Origin of the sequence: Bifidobacterium goeldii (assembly GCF_003951095.1) — a bacterium.
Classification (GTDB): domain Bacteria; phylum Actinomycetota; class Actinomycetes; order Actinomycetales; family Bifidobacteriaceae; genus Bifidobacterium; species Bifidobacterium goeldii.
Genome location: NZ_QXGL01000002.1, coordinates 88,900 through 104,848 on the forward strand (window position 1 = coordinate 88,900; position 15,949 = coordinate 104,848).

Consider the following 15,949-nt stretch of genomic DNA (forward strand, 5'->3'; position numbering starts at 1 on the left):
CCGACAGCCTTCGGCTGACTCATTGCTAGCTCGCTGTCGCTCGCGCTTCGCCTACAAACAGCCCACCGGGCTGTTTGCTTAACGGCTCAGCCTTCGAGTGGAATGGTCTCGATGGCGGTGTGTTCGATCGGCAGGCCTTTGCTGAAGCGGGCGAAGAAGTCTTCAAATCCAACGACGTCAGCTGGCTGCGGCTCTTCGGTTACGGATTCAGCGTCCTTGAACACGCGACCGTCGAGGTAGTCGGCGAGGTTGGTGTGGTCTTCATTGGTGTGCCACAGGTAGTCGGCGAGGACTGCCATACCCCACGCGCCGCCTTCGGATGCGGTCGCCATAACCTTAATCGGCGTATTAAACGCGGCTGCCAGAATGCTCTGCGCCACCTTCGGCGTCGCAAAAATACCACCATGACCAACCAAAGAGTCGATCTGCACGTGCTCTTGCTTGGTCATCACATCCATACCGATTTTGACAGGGCTGAATGCGCTGAAGAGCTGAGCGCGCATGAAGTTGGCGAGGCTCATGTGCGCTTCGGGGCTGCGAGCGAAGAGCGGGCGGCCTTCTTCGAGGCCGGCGAGGAATTCACCGGAGCGGAATGGATAGTTGATCAATCCGCCGGCGTTGGCGTCGGCGTCATCGCTGATTGCGGCACGGAAGAGCGTGCCGTACAGGCTGCCGGCGTCGAGCTTGAATCCGGCGGCTTCAGCGAACTGGCCGAACAGACCAACCCACGCGTTCAAATCAGACGTGAAATTGTTGGCATGGCTCATGCCGGCAAGGTCGCCGGCCGGCGTGGTAACAAGATCAACTTCAGGATGCAGGGCCTTCAACTTGTGCTCAAGTACGACCATCGCAAAAATCGACGTACCAGCAGACACGTTACCCGTACGCACGCGTACAGAGTTGGTGGCCACCATACCAGTGCCAGCATCGCCTTCTGGCGGCGCGAGCACAATGCCAGGCTTGAGCGTACCGGTCGGGTCAAGCAATGCTGCACCCTGCTCGGTGAGTTCGCCTGCTGGCGTGCCTGCGACGAGCGGAGTGGGCAGCAGGTCGCGAATATTCCACGGCTGTGCAGCAACTTCAGGAATAGCTGCGAACTGATCAAGCAGCCCCTGTTCCCACGTGTGCGTTTCCGGGTCGATCGGGAACATGCCGGATGCGTCGCCAACGCCGATGACCTTCTTGCCGGTAAGCTTCCAGTGCACGTAGCCGGCTAGCGTAGTGATGTATGCAACCTTGCTCACGTGCTCTTCGTTGTTAAGAATGCACTGGTAAAGGTGAGCGATGGACCAGCGTTCAGGAATGTTGTACTGGAACAGCTCAGAAAGCTTCTCGTGTGCTTCGTGCGTGTTGGTGTTCTGCCAGGTACGGAATGGGACCAGCAGTTCACCGTCCTTGTCGAAGGCAAGATAGCCGTGCATCATCGCGGAGAAGCCGATGTGACCGATGCGCGTGAGCTCTTCGCCGTAGGCAGTGCGCACGTCGTTCGCCATGGAAGCGTATGCAGACTGCAAACCTTTCCAGATTTCGTCGATAGTGTAGCTCCACAGGCCGTTTTCGAGGTGGCTGGCCCACTGGTAGTCACCGGAGGCGATGGTGTTGTAGTTGTCGTCAATCAGTACCGCTTTGATGCGCGTAGAGCCGAATTCGATACCGAGCGAGGTCTTGCCTGCACGCACTTTCTCGGCGATGGACGCGATCTGATCGGATGCGTTTTGCGTTGCCATACTCTTTGCTGAGCTCCTTACGTGACCGGATGGCTAACCATCCGCTCGTATGCCCTTGAGCCCTACAGCCTTCCACCATCGGAAGATTGTTAGCGCTCACAATTTCCATAAGTCATTGTACGCAAAGACCGCAAACAGCACAACTCCGACGTGTCATTACTGCGCACTCGGCGTGGCGCAGCACACTATCACCAGTCCAAAAACCGCATAATGCCGCGCGATATACGCAGCTTTTCGCAGCTATAACAAAGCCGGCGCGCTATAATCGCACGCCGGCTGAACGGTATCATCTCGCCGAAAACACCTTTTCGTCGATCATGAACTACCAGTGAGCAGTTCAACGATTCTTGCGCGGTGCTGGTCCTAAAGACCTACGCAACATCACCTTCGCAGGAATCAGTCCAACGCCATGCTGCGAAGAAGCAAACGGCAACTTGCCGCCCTCCCCTAGCAGATACAGCACTTCACGCATTGCCGCAGCACCAAGCTGCTCAAAATCTGGTCGGACAGTCGTCAGCGGCGGGAACATATTATCCATCGCTGGCATATCATCGAAGCCCACCAAACTCATATCTTGCGGAATCCGCAGCCCATGCTCATGCAGTGAGCGCGCTACGCCTACAGCCTGACTATCGTTTGCAGTCACCACAACCGTTGGCAGTGGCGAGCCTGAACGGCCAGCCTCATCAAGCACGTGGTTCATCGTCGCATACGCTTCAGCCGAACCCCACGTTTTGCAATAAGCCACGCTCGAATACACCGCGTTTTGTGCGCACAAATTACGCCACGCAGCCAGTCGCGTTGCCGCATCACGCCACTCGTGCGGGCCAGAAAAATACAGTGCGCGCCGATGCCCATACTCTGTCATCAGTCGCACTATTTCAACCATTGCTCCCCACTGGTCGATACCAACCATGGAGACTTTGGAACGATCTCGCTCGCGTACAAGACCCAAGCCTTCGCGCACGCTCATCGTGCCATGCGTTGAAGAGACAATGACGCGCGGCTGGCTCACCTGCACACGGCAGGCAGCTTCAAACATGACATCAGTGGGAGCCAAGAAAATGAACGCGTCAACGTTCTGCTCATCAAACGTGCTGCACAGCTCGTCGAATTCTTGCTGTGTGCACAATGCTTCATGCACCATGGAAACTGTAATAAACAGCCCATGCGCGCGAGCCATTGATTCAATCGACGAAATCGCAGAAATTGGACCGAAGAATCGCATACCGCCAGCGATTAAGCCAATCGTGCGCGAACGGTGCGAAGCTAATGCGCGCGCCGAATTACTGGGGCGATACCCTAGTTGATCGATTGCCTGCTGTACTTTTGCGCGGGTAGCGTCTGACACGTCAGGCGAATTGTTGATGACGCGGGAAACTGTTTGATGACTTACTCCCGCGAGTTTTGCCACTTCAAACATTGAAGGCCGTTTTTGGCCACTCCTTCGGGCTACCATGCCAACGACCTCCCTACACTACACGGGTTTTCTTCGAGCTTAGCGCGAGTTACACGCGACACTCGTGAGCGCTCACACATTACATCGATGACGTGATGTTTTGCCACTGCTATTCCATAGCATGGGTCTTTACTTCAAGTGCCAACTCAGCCGATGCAGCGACGTAGGGCCGAATTGGGCGATCGCTTCGCGATGCGCTTCGGAGCCATATCCCTTGTTATGTTCCCATTTATAGGGCGCATACTGCGGGTTACTACCAGCAATGTCTACCATGAGTCGATCACGAGTGACTTTGGCGATAACCGCTGCTGCAGCAACGGTTGCACAGTAGCGGTCTCCTTTTACCTTGGTGATTACGTGCGCTGGAATAGGCACATCGGGCGCATCGAAGGTATTGAGTGCTTTGGTGATGTAATCATTCGGACCGTCAAGAATTGCGCCAACGCGCACGTTGTGGCCGCTCAACCCATCACTCAGTCCAAGATCATGTTCAACAGCAGTCAACGCGCGCAATGCGGCAACGCCCAGCGCGTACGAAATACCCCACTCGTCGATTTCCACATTGCTAGCCTGGCCTACAGCATAAGCTGCACACCATGCTTTCAGCGGTGCAACAATATGCTCACGCCGATGTTCGGTGAGCATTTTGGAGTCAGCCACGCCTTCTGGCACTGTTAATTGCGGCAGATCACGTGTCCATATTGCAGCAGCTCCAACCATTACTGGCCCAGCAAGCGCGCCGCGACCAACCTCGTCAAAGCCAACGATTACATCGTATCCTTCGGCAGCAAGATCACGTTCAAGGTCAAGCGTCGGAGTCACGGTCACCGTCATAGTGCGCCTGCTTTACTGTGCGCTCGTACCAGCTGGCACGCCGTCAAACACATCATGATGCGAATCAAGCAGGCCAAAACGGCTGAGCGGCCAGTAGCGCACAAATGCCACACCAACCACATTGTTGATAGGCACGAGGCCATTGTTGCCGTCATCCTGGTGGTACCGGGAATCGGAGGAGTTTGCGCGATTATCACCCATCACGAAAATGTTGCCCGCAGTTACTTCCACACGGAACGCAAAATTCGATGGGTCAACACCAGGTCGTATGTACGAGGTCTCATCTACAGCAACACCGTTTACTGTGATAGGTTTGCCAGCGCCCGCGCATTCCACTACATCACCGGGAATGCCGATTACGCGTTTGATGAGATAGTCATCGTTGCCGCTTTTTTGCTCGGCGGTTAGCCAGTTTGCTGGATCGTGGAAGACGACGATATCGCCGCGCTGCAAATCCACGTACTTGGGAGCGATCTTGCTGGCAATAACGCGATCCTTGATTTCGATGGTGTCCAGCATTGAACCGGAGGGAATCACGTAGAAGCCGAACAGGAAGACGCGCAGCAGAACGAAAATAAGAATAGGAACGCCACACCAGATGAGTGCGTCACGCCAGCCGAACGTCGAATCATCGTTACCATGATCCGCAGCTTTGTGTTTTGCTACAGCGTTATTGCTTTGTGCGTAAGACACTGGCTTCATTGGAGAGGGGTCAACGCCATGGTCGGCGACGGCGAAGATACGCTCGTCCCGGCTGCCTTCTGAACGATCGACGCCGTCGGGCTGCTGGAAATCGTCTGACTGCATAAACTCCTCCATCATCACGGGATCATCCATCATCTTACCGGTCTGTGCTGTCTGTACTGTATGGCAATCCTCGCACAATCATGACCATATGAAAACAGCCCGGAACACAGCGGTTCCGGGCTGAACGTCACGGCCGCAAAGCCGCTGTAACTCAGGCCTTAGCAGAGTTGTCGCGACGCTCGACGATACGAGCAGCCTTACCGCGCAGGGAGCGCAGGTAGTACAGCTTCGCGCGACGCACGCGACCCTTACGCAGCAGCTTGATGGAGTCGATGGACGGGGAGTGCACCGGGAAGCGGCGCTCCACACCGGTGCCGAAGCTGATCTTGCGCACCACGAAGGTCTCACGCAGGCCAGCACCCTGACGAGCGATCACCACGCCGGTGAACGCCTGCAGACGGGAGTTGTTGCCTTCCTTGATCTTGACGTTGACCTCGACGGTGTCGCCAGGACGGAATGCCGGGATTTCCTCGGCCGGCTTCAGGTGCTTGGCGTCAAATGCCTCAATAGCGTTAACCATTGCTATCTCCTGTCACTGCCGCATATCAGCGCACATGTTGGGGATTCGCGCAGCCATGTGGCTCTTCATGCGAATCACGTTCGTTGCTCCCGCAGGTTTGCCTTTGGGATGCCTGTCAATCCGCCGAAAGTCGGGCCTTGCGGCCGTTCGACTGGACTCGTGGAGAAGTGGGCTTATGCGGCGGCCTGCTTCTCGACACAGCAATCGATTATTGTACGGCAGATTGCGGACACCAAGCGACACTGCACCTTAAAAAAAACAGATCACCGAATAATCGCCTATGATCGCCGCATCAGACGCGCTACGGCTGCACGTATAGCAGTCTCAGCGGCGACTGGATCGTCGATCGCTGCCACCGATTGCTCAATCGGGCACATGCCCGTGTGCATCCGGTTCAAAATCACCGGCACTAATGTGCCATATGAGGCTTCAATACCGTGCGCCCGCAATGCGCTCAGCCCAGCTTCACTCATCGTTTCGGCATACACAGCAGTAACGCCGAGTCGCGCGTACAGTAATGCTGCGCCTTTGCCAACTACGCGGTCGGCAGCACAGTAGCCGTGCAGGTTTTGCCCGGCAGCCAACCATTGCAGCAACGGCTTTACCCCACGGCCAAAACCGGTGAGTAGCTGCGTTTCTCCACTTCCACCACCGCAGGCCACGCAGCCGATGGCAGGATCGGCGAGTAGCGTGGCCCGCGCGCGGTCAAGATCGCTCGTCACGATGGCGTCAATCATTGCCGGCGACGATCAACAGCGAACATAACCACTGGAATAAGCACCCATTGCAGAATCAAGCCAGGCAAGCCAACGCCGACTGCTGTCCACACGGACGCAACAGACATCTGCGCGTTTCCGAGTACATACACCGCTACGGCAATGGCGAGCGCGTCAACGAGTCGGCCAGCTATCTGCGCGCCAACGAGCCTGATCAGCCAAGCCAGCGGCGATGGCAGTGCATCCAACGCGCTCAAGCCGCGCAGCAGACCCGCAAACAGGCCGTAAGCAGCAAGCTCGATCACCATGAACGGCACCATCGGCGCCATTGGCATACCAGTGAGCAAGAAACTGACGATTGGAGCGAGCGCACCAGTAGCCAGACCTGCGAATGGGCCGGCGAGCAAACCGACGAGCAATACTGGCAAGTGCATAGGCAGGAGGGCTTGCCCAAGTCCTGTGCCTAAGCCGAGTGCCGCGCCAGCAACGTGGAAGATTTGCGGCAAGACTACGGCTGCGATAACAGCGAGTACCGTGGCCGCGGATTGAACAGTGATGGATGGCAGGGCACGAGTGCGTGCTGCTGCAGTTGATTGCATGATGAAACTCCTTAAATATTACTGAATGAATGCGCGATCGCTTGATGAAGGTGACCAGCTCGGGTTAGCGAGCGTCAAGATCGATCAGATGGTAGTCGCGCGAGCCGAGCCCCATTTCAACAGCGTGTTCGATGATATGAATGCCATGCCGCGATTCAATGCGTTCAATCAACGGCTCTTTATTGTCCTGAGACACATACACCATGTCCACGCACGCTTGGTCAACAGCCACCGGGTCAAGCGAGGCAGCGATGCCAATATCGCTCATCACCGGCGCATGCGGGTGACCATCGCAATCGCAGTCAACTGAAAGGTTGTTCATTACGTTGATGAAGCACATTTCGCCTTTGAGCGCGTTGAATACGGCGGTTGCCGCTTCTGCCATTGCTTCAAGGAACGCGTCTTGATCGCCACTGAATGGCTGAGCGAGAATCTCTTGCTGGCCGGAATGCAAGCGCTTTTTACCACGCGAAGAGGCCATGCCGATAGAAATATTCTTCAGCGCTCCGCCGAAGCCACCCATAATATGACCTTTGAAGTGCGAGAGCACTGCGTAATAGTCGTAATTCGTAAAGTGCGAGCCGACAATATCGCTGGTAATGCGGCGACCGCCTTCAACGGGGATTTCGATTTCGCCTTCTTCGTCTTGAATATCACAGGGGGCAATATCCATAAAGCCATGTTCGCGGATGGTTTGCCAGTGATGTTCGGATGTATCGCGCGTGCCAGCATATGCTGTGTTGCATTCGACGATGGTGCCATTGAGCGACTGCACGAGGTCTTTGATGAGTGCCGGCTGCAAATAATGCGTGTTGCCGCCTTCACCACTGCTGAGTTTGACGGCGACTTTGCCTTTCGGGCGAGCGCCGAGCGCTTCATAGACGCGCATGAGTCCTGCGGGGCTAATATCGCGTGTGAAAAAGACTTTGGCAGCCATTGGATAATTGGTTTCATGTTCCAATGTCATGCGTGCCTCCTTGCCGATCATGACTATCAATTGATCATTAATCCCGCCTCCACGATACCGCCGAGCCCCGAGAATGCGTAGCGTCATCATGTGGTTTCACAGCCTGCAAACGCCGCCACACTATACCCCCGAATGCGAAACGCCGGTTCGTTCTATGAGGGCAATGTCTCACGGAACGAACCGGCGGTGTGCGGGGAATCACGAATGCAAACAATGGGTATACGCGCTTGTATGCGTGTATTGACCGCGTTTGACTTTATTGACTGAGCGGTATTGCTTCGATAGCAGCGCGCTCAATAGGCAGCCCAGCAACAAAGCGTTCGAAGAACTGTTCAAAGCCTTCCACATCCGCAGGTATTGGTTGCTCTGTGGTGAATTGCACGTCACTGAATACGCGATCGTCAAGGTAGTCAGCAAGTGGCTCTTCCGCATGCCATAGGTAGTCGGCGAGGACTGCCATACCCCATGCGCCACCTTCAGACGCAGTCGCCATCACCTTAATCGGCGTATTAAATGCGGCAGCCAAAATACTCTGCGCCACCTTCGGCGTCGCAAAAATACCACCATGACCAACCAGCGAATCAATCTGCACATGCTCCTGCTTCGTCATCACATCCATACCAATGCGTACGGGTGCAAACGCAGAAAACAGTTGCGATCTCATGAATGCGCCAAGCGTTAAGGCTGCTTCAGGGCTGCGAGCAAACAGCGGGCGCCCTTCGTCAAGGCCAGCAAGAAACTCGCCTGAGTAGAAGGGGAAGTTGAGCAATCCCTTTGCATCCGGAGGCACTCCTTCAGCAATAGCCGCGCGGAACAGCGCACCGTACAGGCTTCCCGCATCGATTTCGAATCCGGCAGCTTGAGCAAACTGGCCAAACAGGCCAACCCACGCGTTCAAATCCGACGTGAAATTGTTCGCGTGACTCATACCAGCCAAATCACCAGCTGGAGTCGTCACCAAATCAACCTCAGGGTGCAGTGCCTTCAACTTATGCTCCAACACCACCATCGCAAAAATCGACGTGCCAGCAGACACGTTACCCGTGCGCACGCGTACAGAATTGGTGGCCACCATACCAGTGCCAGCATCGCCCTCCGGAGGAGCCATGCGCACACCGGGCTTGAGCGTGCCGGTTGGGTCAAGCAGCCGCGCACCTTTAACAGTGAGCATGCCCGCATCTTGGCCGGCAACCAGCGTGGTCGGGAACACGTCATGGAAACTCCATGGCTGTGCTGCAACTTCAGGAATCTCATCAAAGGTGCGGCTGAGTTCAGCATCCCACGTGCGAGTTTCTGGATCGATCGGGAACATGCCGGACGCGTCTCCCACGCCGATTACCTTGCGCCCAGTGAGCTGCCAGTGTACGTAACCCGCCAACGTGGTGATGTAGGCCACTCGCGGCACGTGGGGCTCATGGTCGAGAATGCACTGGTAGAGGTGCGCTACCGACCATCGTTCGGGAATGTTGTACTGGAACAGCTCGGACAGCTTCTCGTGCGCTTGACGAGTATTGGTATTGCGCCAGGTTCGAAATGGCACCAGCAGCTCGCCGTCGCTATCGAACGCGAGATAGCCGTGCATCATCGCAGAAAAGCCCATCGCTCCCACGCGCACAATATCTTCGCCGTACGCGGTTTTCACATCGTGCGCGAGCGCTGCGTAAGCAGCTTGTACGCCTTGCCATACTTCCTCAAGTGGGTATGTCCACAAGCCGTTTTCGAGATGGTTTTCCCACTGGTGTTCACCCGATGCGATAACGCGATAGTGATCGTCGATGAGCACCGCTTTGATACGCGTGGACCCCAGTTCAATGCCCAGTGATGTGCCACCGCTGCGAATACGCTCGGCGATGGCGGCGATGTCTGTGGCGGCGGAAGAGCCCGCCGCCGTATGCATTGCGGTCATGTCATTGTCGCTTTCCCAATTCGAATCGCAATGGGTTAGAACGTGATGGCGACCTTGAAATCGCCATGCGTGCCGTGCGCGTATTCGAAGGCGGTCTGCCACTCTTCCAGCGGGAAGGTGTGCTCCAGCACGCCATCGGTTTTCAGCGTGCCGTTGCGAATGCCTTCGAGCACGTACGGGTAAGCGTATGGGCTCAGGTGGGAGCCGAGCACGTCGAGCTCTTTACCATCGCCGATTACCGACCAATCGAGCGAGGTTTCATCAACGAAGACGCCGAACTCAACGAAGCGGCCGAGCTTGCGGATCATCTTCATACCCTGGCGCACCGAGGAGGAGTTGCCGGTTGCTTCAATGTACGTGTCGCAACCGTAGCCGTCGGTGAGCTTCATGATTTCTTCGACGACATCGACTTCGCCCGGGTTGAGCACGATGTCAGCACCGAATTCTGTTGCCTTGCGCAGGCGATCATTGTTCATGTCGAGAACGACCAGCTTGAACGGGTTGCGCGTGCGCGCGTAGGTGATCATACCCAAACCCAGCGTGCCAGCACCGGAGATCACTACAACGTCTTCGGCGTGAATGTCAGCGCGGTCAACTGCATGCTTAGCGCATCCATACGGTTCAACGAGCAGTGCCTTCTTGAGCGGAATATCTTCGGGAACACGGGTGATGTGCGCGTACTTGTGGTAGCGCACGTATTCAGCCATTCCACCGTTGTTAGTGTGCTGGTAGCCGAACATGTTGTGCGGCTCACACATCCAGTAACGACCGGATGTGCAGAATCGGCACTTGCCGCAAGGAGCAATCTGATCGGCGGTAATACGATCGCCAATCTTGTAGTCAGTAACGTTCTCACCGACTTCAGCAACACGGCCGAGGAACTCATGGCCAGGAACAAACGGCGGCTTTACCCAGCAAGGCTGAATGTCATCGCCCCACAGGCGAGCTGCAGCACCGTCGTAACACTTGATGTCGCCGACACACACGCCACAACCTTCGGTTTTGATGATAATGTCATCCGGGCCACACTCAGGGACCGGGAAATCAGTTTCCAGCTTGTAATCCTTAATACCGTACGCGACGAGGGCCTTCATGGTTTTGGGCAGGTTCGACATGATGTAACTCCTTTGTTGATGCTGTGGAGGACCGTCGGCAACATCGTCGGCGACCCAGTGGTAACAAAACTCGATCCTCAAATATATTTATTCTAAATATTTATTGAATCGTGTTTATGAAATTAAGTTTAATGTATTGCGTAGCGCCGTCAAGCACGAAACGCCGACGGCCGGCATTTTCGATATAATTTTTAATAAAATAATTTTGATAAATTCCGGCAGTCACCGCAGACGCCACAAGCACACCGGCAACCAGCGCGGAAGGAACGATAATGACCACCCAGCAGCTCAATGCAGCCAATCTCAACCGCAATCGCATCTTCAATCACATTCGCCGAACCGGCGGTATTTCTAAACCAGAATTGATGCGCGCACTGGGACTCAGTATGCCCACTATCGTCAAAAACATTGCTGAATTGCAGCAAGAAGGGCTGATTCGCGAGGACGGCAAACTGCGCAACGCAAGCGTCGGTCGTAACGCCGTGGCCTACACCGTCGACCCATTGAGCAAAGTGTCGATCGGCATCGACCTCACGAAAAACGCATGGTCCATGCTGCTTCTTGACCTCAACGGCAACGTTGCCGACTCCAGAACACGCACCATCCCGTTCAGCAACAGTCGCGAATACATCGAGAATCTCATCGCCGACATTACCAATCTGCGCGAATCCAATCACATTCCCCAGCAGCGCGTGCTTGGCATGGGCATCAGCGTGCCCGCGCTCATTGATAACACCGACAACCGCCCCTCATACAGCAAAATCATGGACTTCAGCAAGTTCACAATGGACGGTATCGAAGCTCAAGCACCCTACGCTTGCCGCCTTTACAACGACGCCGACGCTGCCTGCTACGCCGAAGTGCACGATACCGGCGTCAATGGCAACCTGTTCTACGTGTGCCTGAGCAACAATGTTGGCGGCGCCTCATTCGTAGCCGGCAACCGCTATGAGGGCACCAATAATCGCGCATGCGAAATCGGCCATATCGCCGTCGAATGGAAGGGCAAACACTGCTATTGCGGGCAATATGGCTGCCTAGACTGCTATTGCAGCACTTCCGCACTGATTGAGACCGGCGGAGATTTGGATACCTTCTTCACCAAGCTCAACGCTCACGACAGCGCTGCTGAGAAAACTTGGAACGACTACATTCGTCACCTATCGCGAGCGCTCAAAAGCATCGTGTTGCTCTACGATTGCCCGATCGTGCTCGGCGGGTACATTGGCGCCAAACTGGAACCGTATGTGCAGCGTATTGAAGAAGCCGTGCGCGCAATCGACCCATACGAACTGCCAGTAGGAGCGATTCGCGCCTGCACCGTACGCGATAATGCTTCCACACTCGGCGCAGCACTGCCGTTTGTTGAAGAGTATTGGAAGACTATTTAGCCGCTCTCCCCTAGCGCTCGTACCTATCGCATTCGCACCTCGCCGCACGCGAACGCAGCAAGCACGATGCACACTGTGCACATCCATATACGCATGATGGTGGCCTGAACTCCTGTGATTAGGGAGTTCAGGCCACCATCATGATCTATAGAACTCTATAGAACATGCAGCTGGTCATAGTTATAGCAAGCCGCACATCAGACCGCCGCAGGAACTGCCGCCCCCACTGGAGTAGGCGCACTCGGTGTGATAACGGTAGCAGTCGTAGCGCTTGCCGCAGCGCTATCCGAAGCTGCTACGCTCTCAGCGTTCGGCGCTTCCGCAGTAGCAGGCTGAACGATAATGCCATCTTCCGCTTCAGCTTGCGCCGATTCGCGAATCAGACGCTGCAAATCCTTTTCGGATCCGTAGCCGAACACGGTCAGCACAAGGAATCCAGCGACCATGCACACCAGGCAGGTAATCAGGAACCATACGAAACCGTCGCCCACGTATACCGGCAGCGTAATGAAGCCCGGCACAGCGAACGCCACCGCGCGTCCTCCAGTCGCACCGATTACCGCACCACCGACCGCGCCAATACCGCACGCGTAGTACAGCGGCCTTTTCAGCGGCAGCATGTAGCCAAACAGTGCTGGCTCAGAAATCGTGCACACTGCCGATACTGCAGAACTGTAGCCAAGCGCTTTCTGGCCAGGGTCTTTCACCTTCAGCGCGTACGCTAGCGACATACCCACGATCGCGAAGACAGTCGGTCCGAAGAACGCCAGAATCGTATCAGTTCCAGTCTCAGCGAAATTGGTGAGGATAATCGGGATCAAACCGTATTGCAAACCCACAATGATCATCGGCTGCACGAGCGCACCGAGCACCGCGCCGGCCAGAATCGGACTGAATCCGTAGATTGCGTTATATCCGTTAGCAATGCCTTCAGAAATCGCGGAGCCGACCGGGCCAAAGACCAGCATCATGCACGGCAGCATGACCACGAGGCAAAACAGCGAACCAAGCAGGCCGAACAGCATTTCGCCGAGTAGCTTGCGCCAGAGCTTTTCCAATACCCATTGCAGTGCTACCGCAAAGAAGATTGGAATCAGCACGGAACTGTAGCTGACGTTCGGGATTGGAAGGCCGAGGAAATATGCGCCGCCGCCTTTGGCGAGCATTTCGCTCATTGATGGATACAGGCTGGCGAGCGCGATCATCACCGAGACAAACGGGTTGAGTTTGAAGCGTTTTGCGGTAGTGAACGCCACCATGACTGGCAGGTAGTAGAAGAACGCGTCTGACATGTTGTAGAAGAACAGGTAGAGGTCGCTCTTATCAGAAAGTACTTTGACGATGGTGAGTAGCTGCAGGATGCCTTTGAGCACGCCCATCGAAAGTAGGACGGGAAGAATTGGGGTGAAGATTTCGGTAACGACGTTGATTGCTGTGTCGTAGGCCTGTTTTGCTTTGGCTCCGAAAGTTTGCGGTTGGGCAGAGCGGCCGGCTTTGGCCGCGGAGGATGTGGAATCTGACATGTCGCACTCCTTGACGTGGCGTTCGACCGCGGCCGTCACAAATGGTCTACGACGAAGTTGAGTGCTTCGAAGCTTTTGCCGTGCGTTTCGAAGATGAATGCGTGCAGCATGCCTTCGCCGAGGTAGTAGTCGACGTTGACGCCGGCGTCTTCGAGTTTGGCAGCGTACATGACTGCTTGATCGAGAAGCGGATCGCATTCGCCGGAGAGGATAACTGCTGGCGGCAGTCCGGACACGTCTTCCGCCCAGAGTGGGGAGGCGTATGGCGAGCGGCGATCGGCGTCGCCGTAGTACTGTTCGAACTGGTTGACGCGGCTGTCATACCACAGGTAGTGATCACCACTGCCGTATTTGAGTTCGGATTGGGTGCGCTCGGCCGGGTAACCATCGGTGAGCGGCCACCATAGGAACTGCTTGGCGATCTTCGGCCCCTTGCGGTCGCGTGCCATCAGGGCGACTGCGGCGGCGAAGTTGCCGCCAGAGCTTTCTCCGCCGACGAGCAGTCGATCGGGGTCGCCGTTGAGCTCTTCGATATGGTCGCTAGCCCACTGTACTGCGGCGTAGCTGTCTTCCAAGCCGCCAGGGAATTTGACTTCGGGGGCCAGTCGGTAGTCAACGCTGATGACTACCGCGTTGCCGAAGCGGCTGATGTAGCGCATCACCCAGTCTGCATAGTCCGGGCTGTAGAGCATGAAGGAGCCGCCGTGGAAGAATACGAGGACCGGGTGCGGGCCTTCGCCGGTTGGCTTGTAAATCCAGATTGGAATGGTGATGTTGTCGCCATAGGTGAAGGTGGTTTTTTCTACGGCGATTTTTGTCAGTTCGGGGTAGACGTTACAGTGTTCGATTTGCGACTGGTAGCGTGCGACGTCTTGATTAGAAATGACTACGCGCAAGGTGGCGAGGTTGTCAAAATCAATCGAGCCAGCCGGGCGAATCTCTACTTCCGGGGCAACCGGACCGTATTTTGGCTCAAAGTACTTCCTGAACTCCATGTCGAACTCCTTTGTCGTGCTTCATACCGTCGTTGGTATTGTTCAGTCAATCAATACATAAACCATATTTTGTAATTCTATTTATTGATTTGACTTTCATAAATATAGCATTACAAATTCAACGACACAAGCCGGCGCGCTGAGGAGATGCAAAAAGTAGCCGAGATCACACACCCCCGAGCAGTCACCGAACAGTTCCCGAACAGTTCCCAACCAGTTCTCAAACAGTCCTCAAACAAAGAAACCCTAGGATTCCAGCAGTGTGTGCTGGCAAATCCTAGGGTTATATCGAACTGGGCGAACTACTCAGCCGTGTGAACTACTCAGCAGTGCAAATTACTCAACTGTGCGATCTACTCAGTGGAAACGAAAATCCGTAACCGCAGGAACCGTATCAGGCGTGCTCACCGCGTGCGTACCATTCTCAGCTCCAACAACCGCTAATTGCGTGAGCCGTAGCTTCATACCTGATTTGACGTAGTCGGCCTTGGTATCGATAGAAATCACCGCCGACTGGCCATGTGCCAATTCAATATGGCTCAGTTCACCCCACAGGTTGTTAACCTGCTCGCCTGAACTCGTCAGCAGATCCATGCCAAGCGAGACATCAGTGAGCGTGCCGGGAACATTACTGCGTACCGTAACGTCAACAACGTGTGTGGCGTCCGTGTACGATGATGTGACTTCGCCGCGATCATCCAATGCGACAATTTCCACTGGCATCGTATGTGGTTTTGCAGCATCAAGTCCTAGCGCATCGCGAATGTTCGCATCATCATCAGAGGGTTCCCCCCAATCGGCACTCAGGTAACGCGAGACCGTTTGCAAGCGCACTGATCGTGATATTGCAGTAGCTTGCTTGGCCATTGACTCATAGTCGCGGGCCACTGACTCGATGCGGCTTGCTACCGAATCTGGCCATGTGCGCGCACGCAACATAGTGGCAGTTTCCGCGAGCGATTTCGATGCTGAACGAGCAGCTTCACGCGTTGCAGACAGATCGTCTCCAAACGATGTCAGCATGACATCGTTCACAGCTTGCCATGACGTGTCAATTGCTTGCAGATAATAATCGCCTGCTTGCGCGCGGCTCAGTTTGGGACCTGTTGCTTCCGTGAAATCGCCGGAGATGTACTCGTAATCGTCCAACTCATCTTTGGCGTCACTCGGGCAGATTTCGTCAGAAAGCACGCTCACACCGCCTGCAATATATCCGCCTACCGCGCCAACAACGATCAATACAACCGCAACCGCCGCGCCCAGCACCCACTTCCAGGGGCGTGAACCACTATTGCGATTGCGCTGAGGGCGAGGACCAGCCTGATACGACTGCGGCGTATTGGAATATTGTGCGTACTGTTGATATTCACTCATCATGTCACCTCACACG

The 15,949-nt window shown here is 55.4% G+C and carries 15 protein-coding genes; 1 reads left to right on the forward strand and 14 read right to left on the reverse strand.

The annotated features are described in order from the left end of the window. Positions 1-86: 86 nt before the first annotated feature. From D2E25_RS04010 to D2E25_RS04060, 11 genes are all read right to left on the reverse strand, one after another. Positions 87-1,727 (reverse strand): xylulokinase, encoded by a 1,641-nt coding sequence (locus D2E25_RS04010; protein ID WP_125980037.1) that lies wholly within the window; start codon positions 1,725-1,727, stop codon positions 87-89. A gap of 337 nt (positions 1,728-2,064) precedes the next feature. After that, entirely contained in the window at positions 2,065-3,186 is a 1,122-nt protein-coding gene (locus tag D2E25_RS04015; protein WP_125980039.1) for a LacI family DNA-binding transcriptional regulator, read from the reverse strand. A gap of 129 nt (positions 3,187-3,315) precedes the next feature. Then, the gene (locus tag D2E25_RS04020) at positions 3,316-4,020 is read right to left on the reverse strand and encodes a ribonuclease HII (RefSeq protein WP_125980041.1); all 705 of its coding nucleotides are present in this window, start codon (positions 4,018-4,020) and stop codon (positions 3,316-3,318) included. Between the two features lie 12 nt (positions 4,021-4,032). Further along, positions 4,033-4,857, reverse strand: coding sequence for a signal peptidase I (gene lepB, locus D2E25_RS04025; RefSeq protein ID WP_420897326.1), 825 nt, complete (start codon positions 4,855-4,857; stop codon positions 4,033-4,035). 121 nt (positions 4,858-4,978) lie between these two features. Further along, entirely contained in the window at positions 4,979-5,347 is a 369-nt protein-coding gene (rplS, locus tag D2E25_RS04030; RefSeq protein ID WP_125980043.1) for a 50S ribosomal protein L19, read from the reverse strand. A 278-nt stretch (positions 5,348-5,625) separates the two neighbouring features. Continuing rightward, positions 5,626-6,084 carry a DUF1893 domain-containing protein gene (locus tag D2E25_RS04035; RefSeq protein ID WP_125980045.1) on the reverse strand — a complete coding sequence of 153 codons (459 nt, stop codon included), beginning with the start codon at positions 6,082-6,084 and terminating at the stop codon, positions 5,626-5,628. Continuing rightward, the gene (locus D2E25_RS04040) at positions 6,081-6,662 is read right to left on the reverse strand and encodes an ECF transporter S component (RefSeq protein ID WP_125980048.1); all 582 of its coding nucleotides are present in this window, start codon (positions 6,660-6,662) and stop codon (positions 6,081-6,083) included. The genes D2E25_RS04035 and D2E25_RS04040 overlap by 4 nt, the downstream gene beginning before the upstream one ends. 64 nt (positions 6,663-6,726) lie before the next feature. Continuing rightward, a complete protein-coding gene (locus D2E25_RS04045) occupies positions 6,727-7,629 on the reverse strand; it encodes a DUF362 domain-containing protein (RefSeq protein ID WP_241217002.1) in 903 nt (300 codons plus the stop codon). Positions 7,630-7,885: 256 nt separating this feature from the next. After that, entirely contained in the window at positions 7,886-9,526 is a 1,641-nt protein-coding gene (locus D2E25_RS04050; RefSeq protein WP_125980488.1) for a xylulokinase, read from the reverse strand. A gap of 44 nt (positions 9,527-9,570) precedes the next feature. Next, entirely contained in the window at positions 9,571-10,650 is a 1,080-nt protein-coding gene (locus D2E25_RS04055) for an alcohol dehydrogenase catalytic domain-containing protein (RefSeq protein ID WP_125980050.1), read from the reverse strand. Between the two features lie 100 nt (positions 10,651-10,750). Next, positions 10,751-10,930: a hypothetical protein gene (locus D2E25_RS04060; RefSeq protein ID WP_125980052.1), complete on the reverse strand. Its 180-nt coding sequence runs from the start codon at positions 10,928-10,930 to the stop codon at positions 10,751-10,753. Between D2E25_RS04060 and D2E25_RS04065 the strand changes: the two genes are divergently transcribed. Further along, positions 10,923-12,041, forward strand: coding sequence for an ROK family transcriptional regulator (locus D2E25_RS04065; protein ID WP_125980054.1), 1,119 nt, complete (start codon positions 10,923-10,925; stop codon positions 12,039-12,041). The genes D2E25_RS04060 and D2E25_RS04065 overlap by 8 nt on opposite strands. A 197-nt stretch (positions 12,042-12,238) precedes the next feature. Here D2E25_RS04065 and D2E25_RS04070 read toward each other — a convergent pair whose 3' ends face one another. From D2E25_RS04070 to D2E25_RS04080, 3 genes are all read right to left on the reverse strand, one after another. Further along, positions 12,239-13,564, reverse strand: a complete 1,326-nt coding sequence (locus tag D2E25_RS04070; protein ID WP_164514707.1) for a PTS sugar transporter subunit IIC — start codon at positions 13,562-13,564, stop codon at positions 12,239-12,241. A 35-nt stretch (positions 13,565-13,599) separates the two neighbouring features. Further along, the gene (locus D2E25_RS04075) at positions 13,600-14,559 is read right to left on the reverse strand and encodes an alpha/beta hydrolase (protein WP_125980059.1); all 960 of its coding nucleotides are present in this window, start codon (positions 14,557-14,559) and stop codon (positions 13,600-13,602) included. Positions 14,560-14,916: 357 nt separating this feature from the next. After that, positions 14,917-15,936 carry a hypothetical protein gene (locus D2E25_RS04080; protein WP_125980062.1) on the reverse strand — a complete coding sequence of 340 codons (1,020 nt, stop codon included), beginning with the start codon at positions 15,934-15,936 and terminating at the stop codon, positions 14,917-14,919. Between the last annotated feature and the right edge of the window lie 13 nt (positions 15,937-15,949).

What these genes read in the sequence shown, in the direction of transcription:
- D2E25_RS04010 (WP_125980037.1), bottom strand. Translation starts at nt 1,727, where the DNA reads ATGGCAACGCAAAACGCATCCGATCAGATCGCGTCCATCGCCGAGAAA.
- D2E25_RS04015 (WP_125980039.1), bottom strand. Translation starts at nt 3,186, where the DNA reads ATGGTAGCCCGAAGGAGTGGCCAAAAACGGCCTTCAATGTTTGAAGTG.
- D2E25_RS04020 (WP_125980041.1), bottom strand. Translation starts at nt 4,020, where the DNA reads ATGACGGTGACCGTGACTCCGACGCTTGACCTTGAACGTGATCTTGCT.
- lepB (WP_420897326.1), bottom strand. Translation starts at nt 4,857, where the DNA reads ATGGATGATCCCGTGATGATGGAGGAGTTTATGCAGTCAGACGATTTC.
- rplS (WP_125980043.1), bottom strand. Translation starts at nt 5,347, where the DNA reads ATGGTTAACGCTATTGAGGCATTTGACGCCAAGCACCTGAAGCCGGCC.
- D2E25_RS04035 (WP_125980045.1), bottom strand. Translation starts at nt 6,084, where the DNA reads ATGATTGACGCCATCGTGACGAGCGATCTTGACCGCGCGCGGGCCACG.
- D2E25_RS04040 (WP_125980048.1), bottom strand. Translation starts at nt 6,662, where the DNA reads ATGCAATCAACTGCAGCAGCACGCACTCGTGCCCTGCCATCCATCACT.
- D2E25_RS04045 (WP_241217002.1), bottom strand. Translation starts at nt 7,629, where the DNA reads ATGACATTGGAACATGAAACCAATTATCCAATGGCTGCCAAAGTCTTT.
- D2E25_RS04050 (WP_125980488.1), bottom strand. Translation starts at nt 9,526, where the DNA reads ATGCATACGGCGGCGGGCTCTTCCGCCGCCACAGACATCGCCGCCATC.
- D2E25_RS04055 (WP_125980050.1), bottom strand. Translation starts at nt 10,650, where the DNA reads ATGTCGAACCTGCCCAAAACCATGAAGGCCCTCGTCGCGTACGGTATT.
- D2E25_RS04065 (WP_125980054.1), top strand. Translation starts at nt 10,923, where the DNA reads ATGACCACCCAGCAGCTCAATGCAGCCAATCTCAACCGCAATCGCATC.
- D2E25_RS04070 (WP_164514707.1), bottom strand. Translation starts at nt 13,564, where the DNA reads ATGTCAGATTCCACATCCTCCGCGGCCAAAGCCGGCCGCTCTGCCCAA.
- D2E25_RS04075 (WP_125980059.1), bottom strand. Translation starts at nt 14,559, where the DNA reads ATGGAGTTCAGGAAGTACTTTGAGCCAAAATACGGTCCGGTTGCCCCG.
- D2E25_RS04080 (WP_125980062.1), bottom strand. Translation starts at nt 15,936, where the DNA reads ATGATGAGTGAATATCAACAGTACGCACAATATTCCAATACGCCGCAG.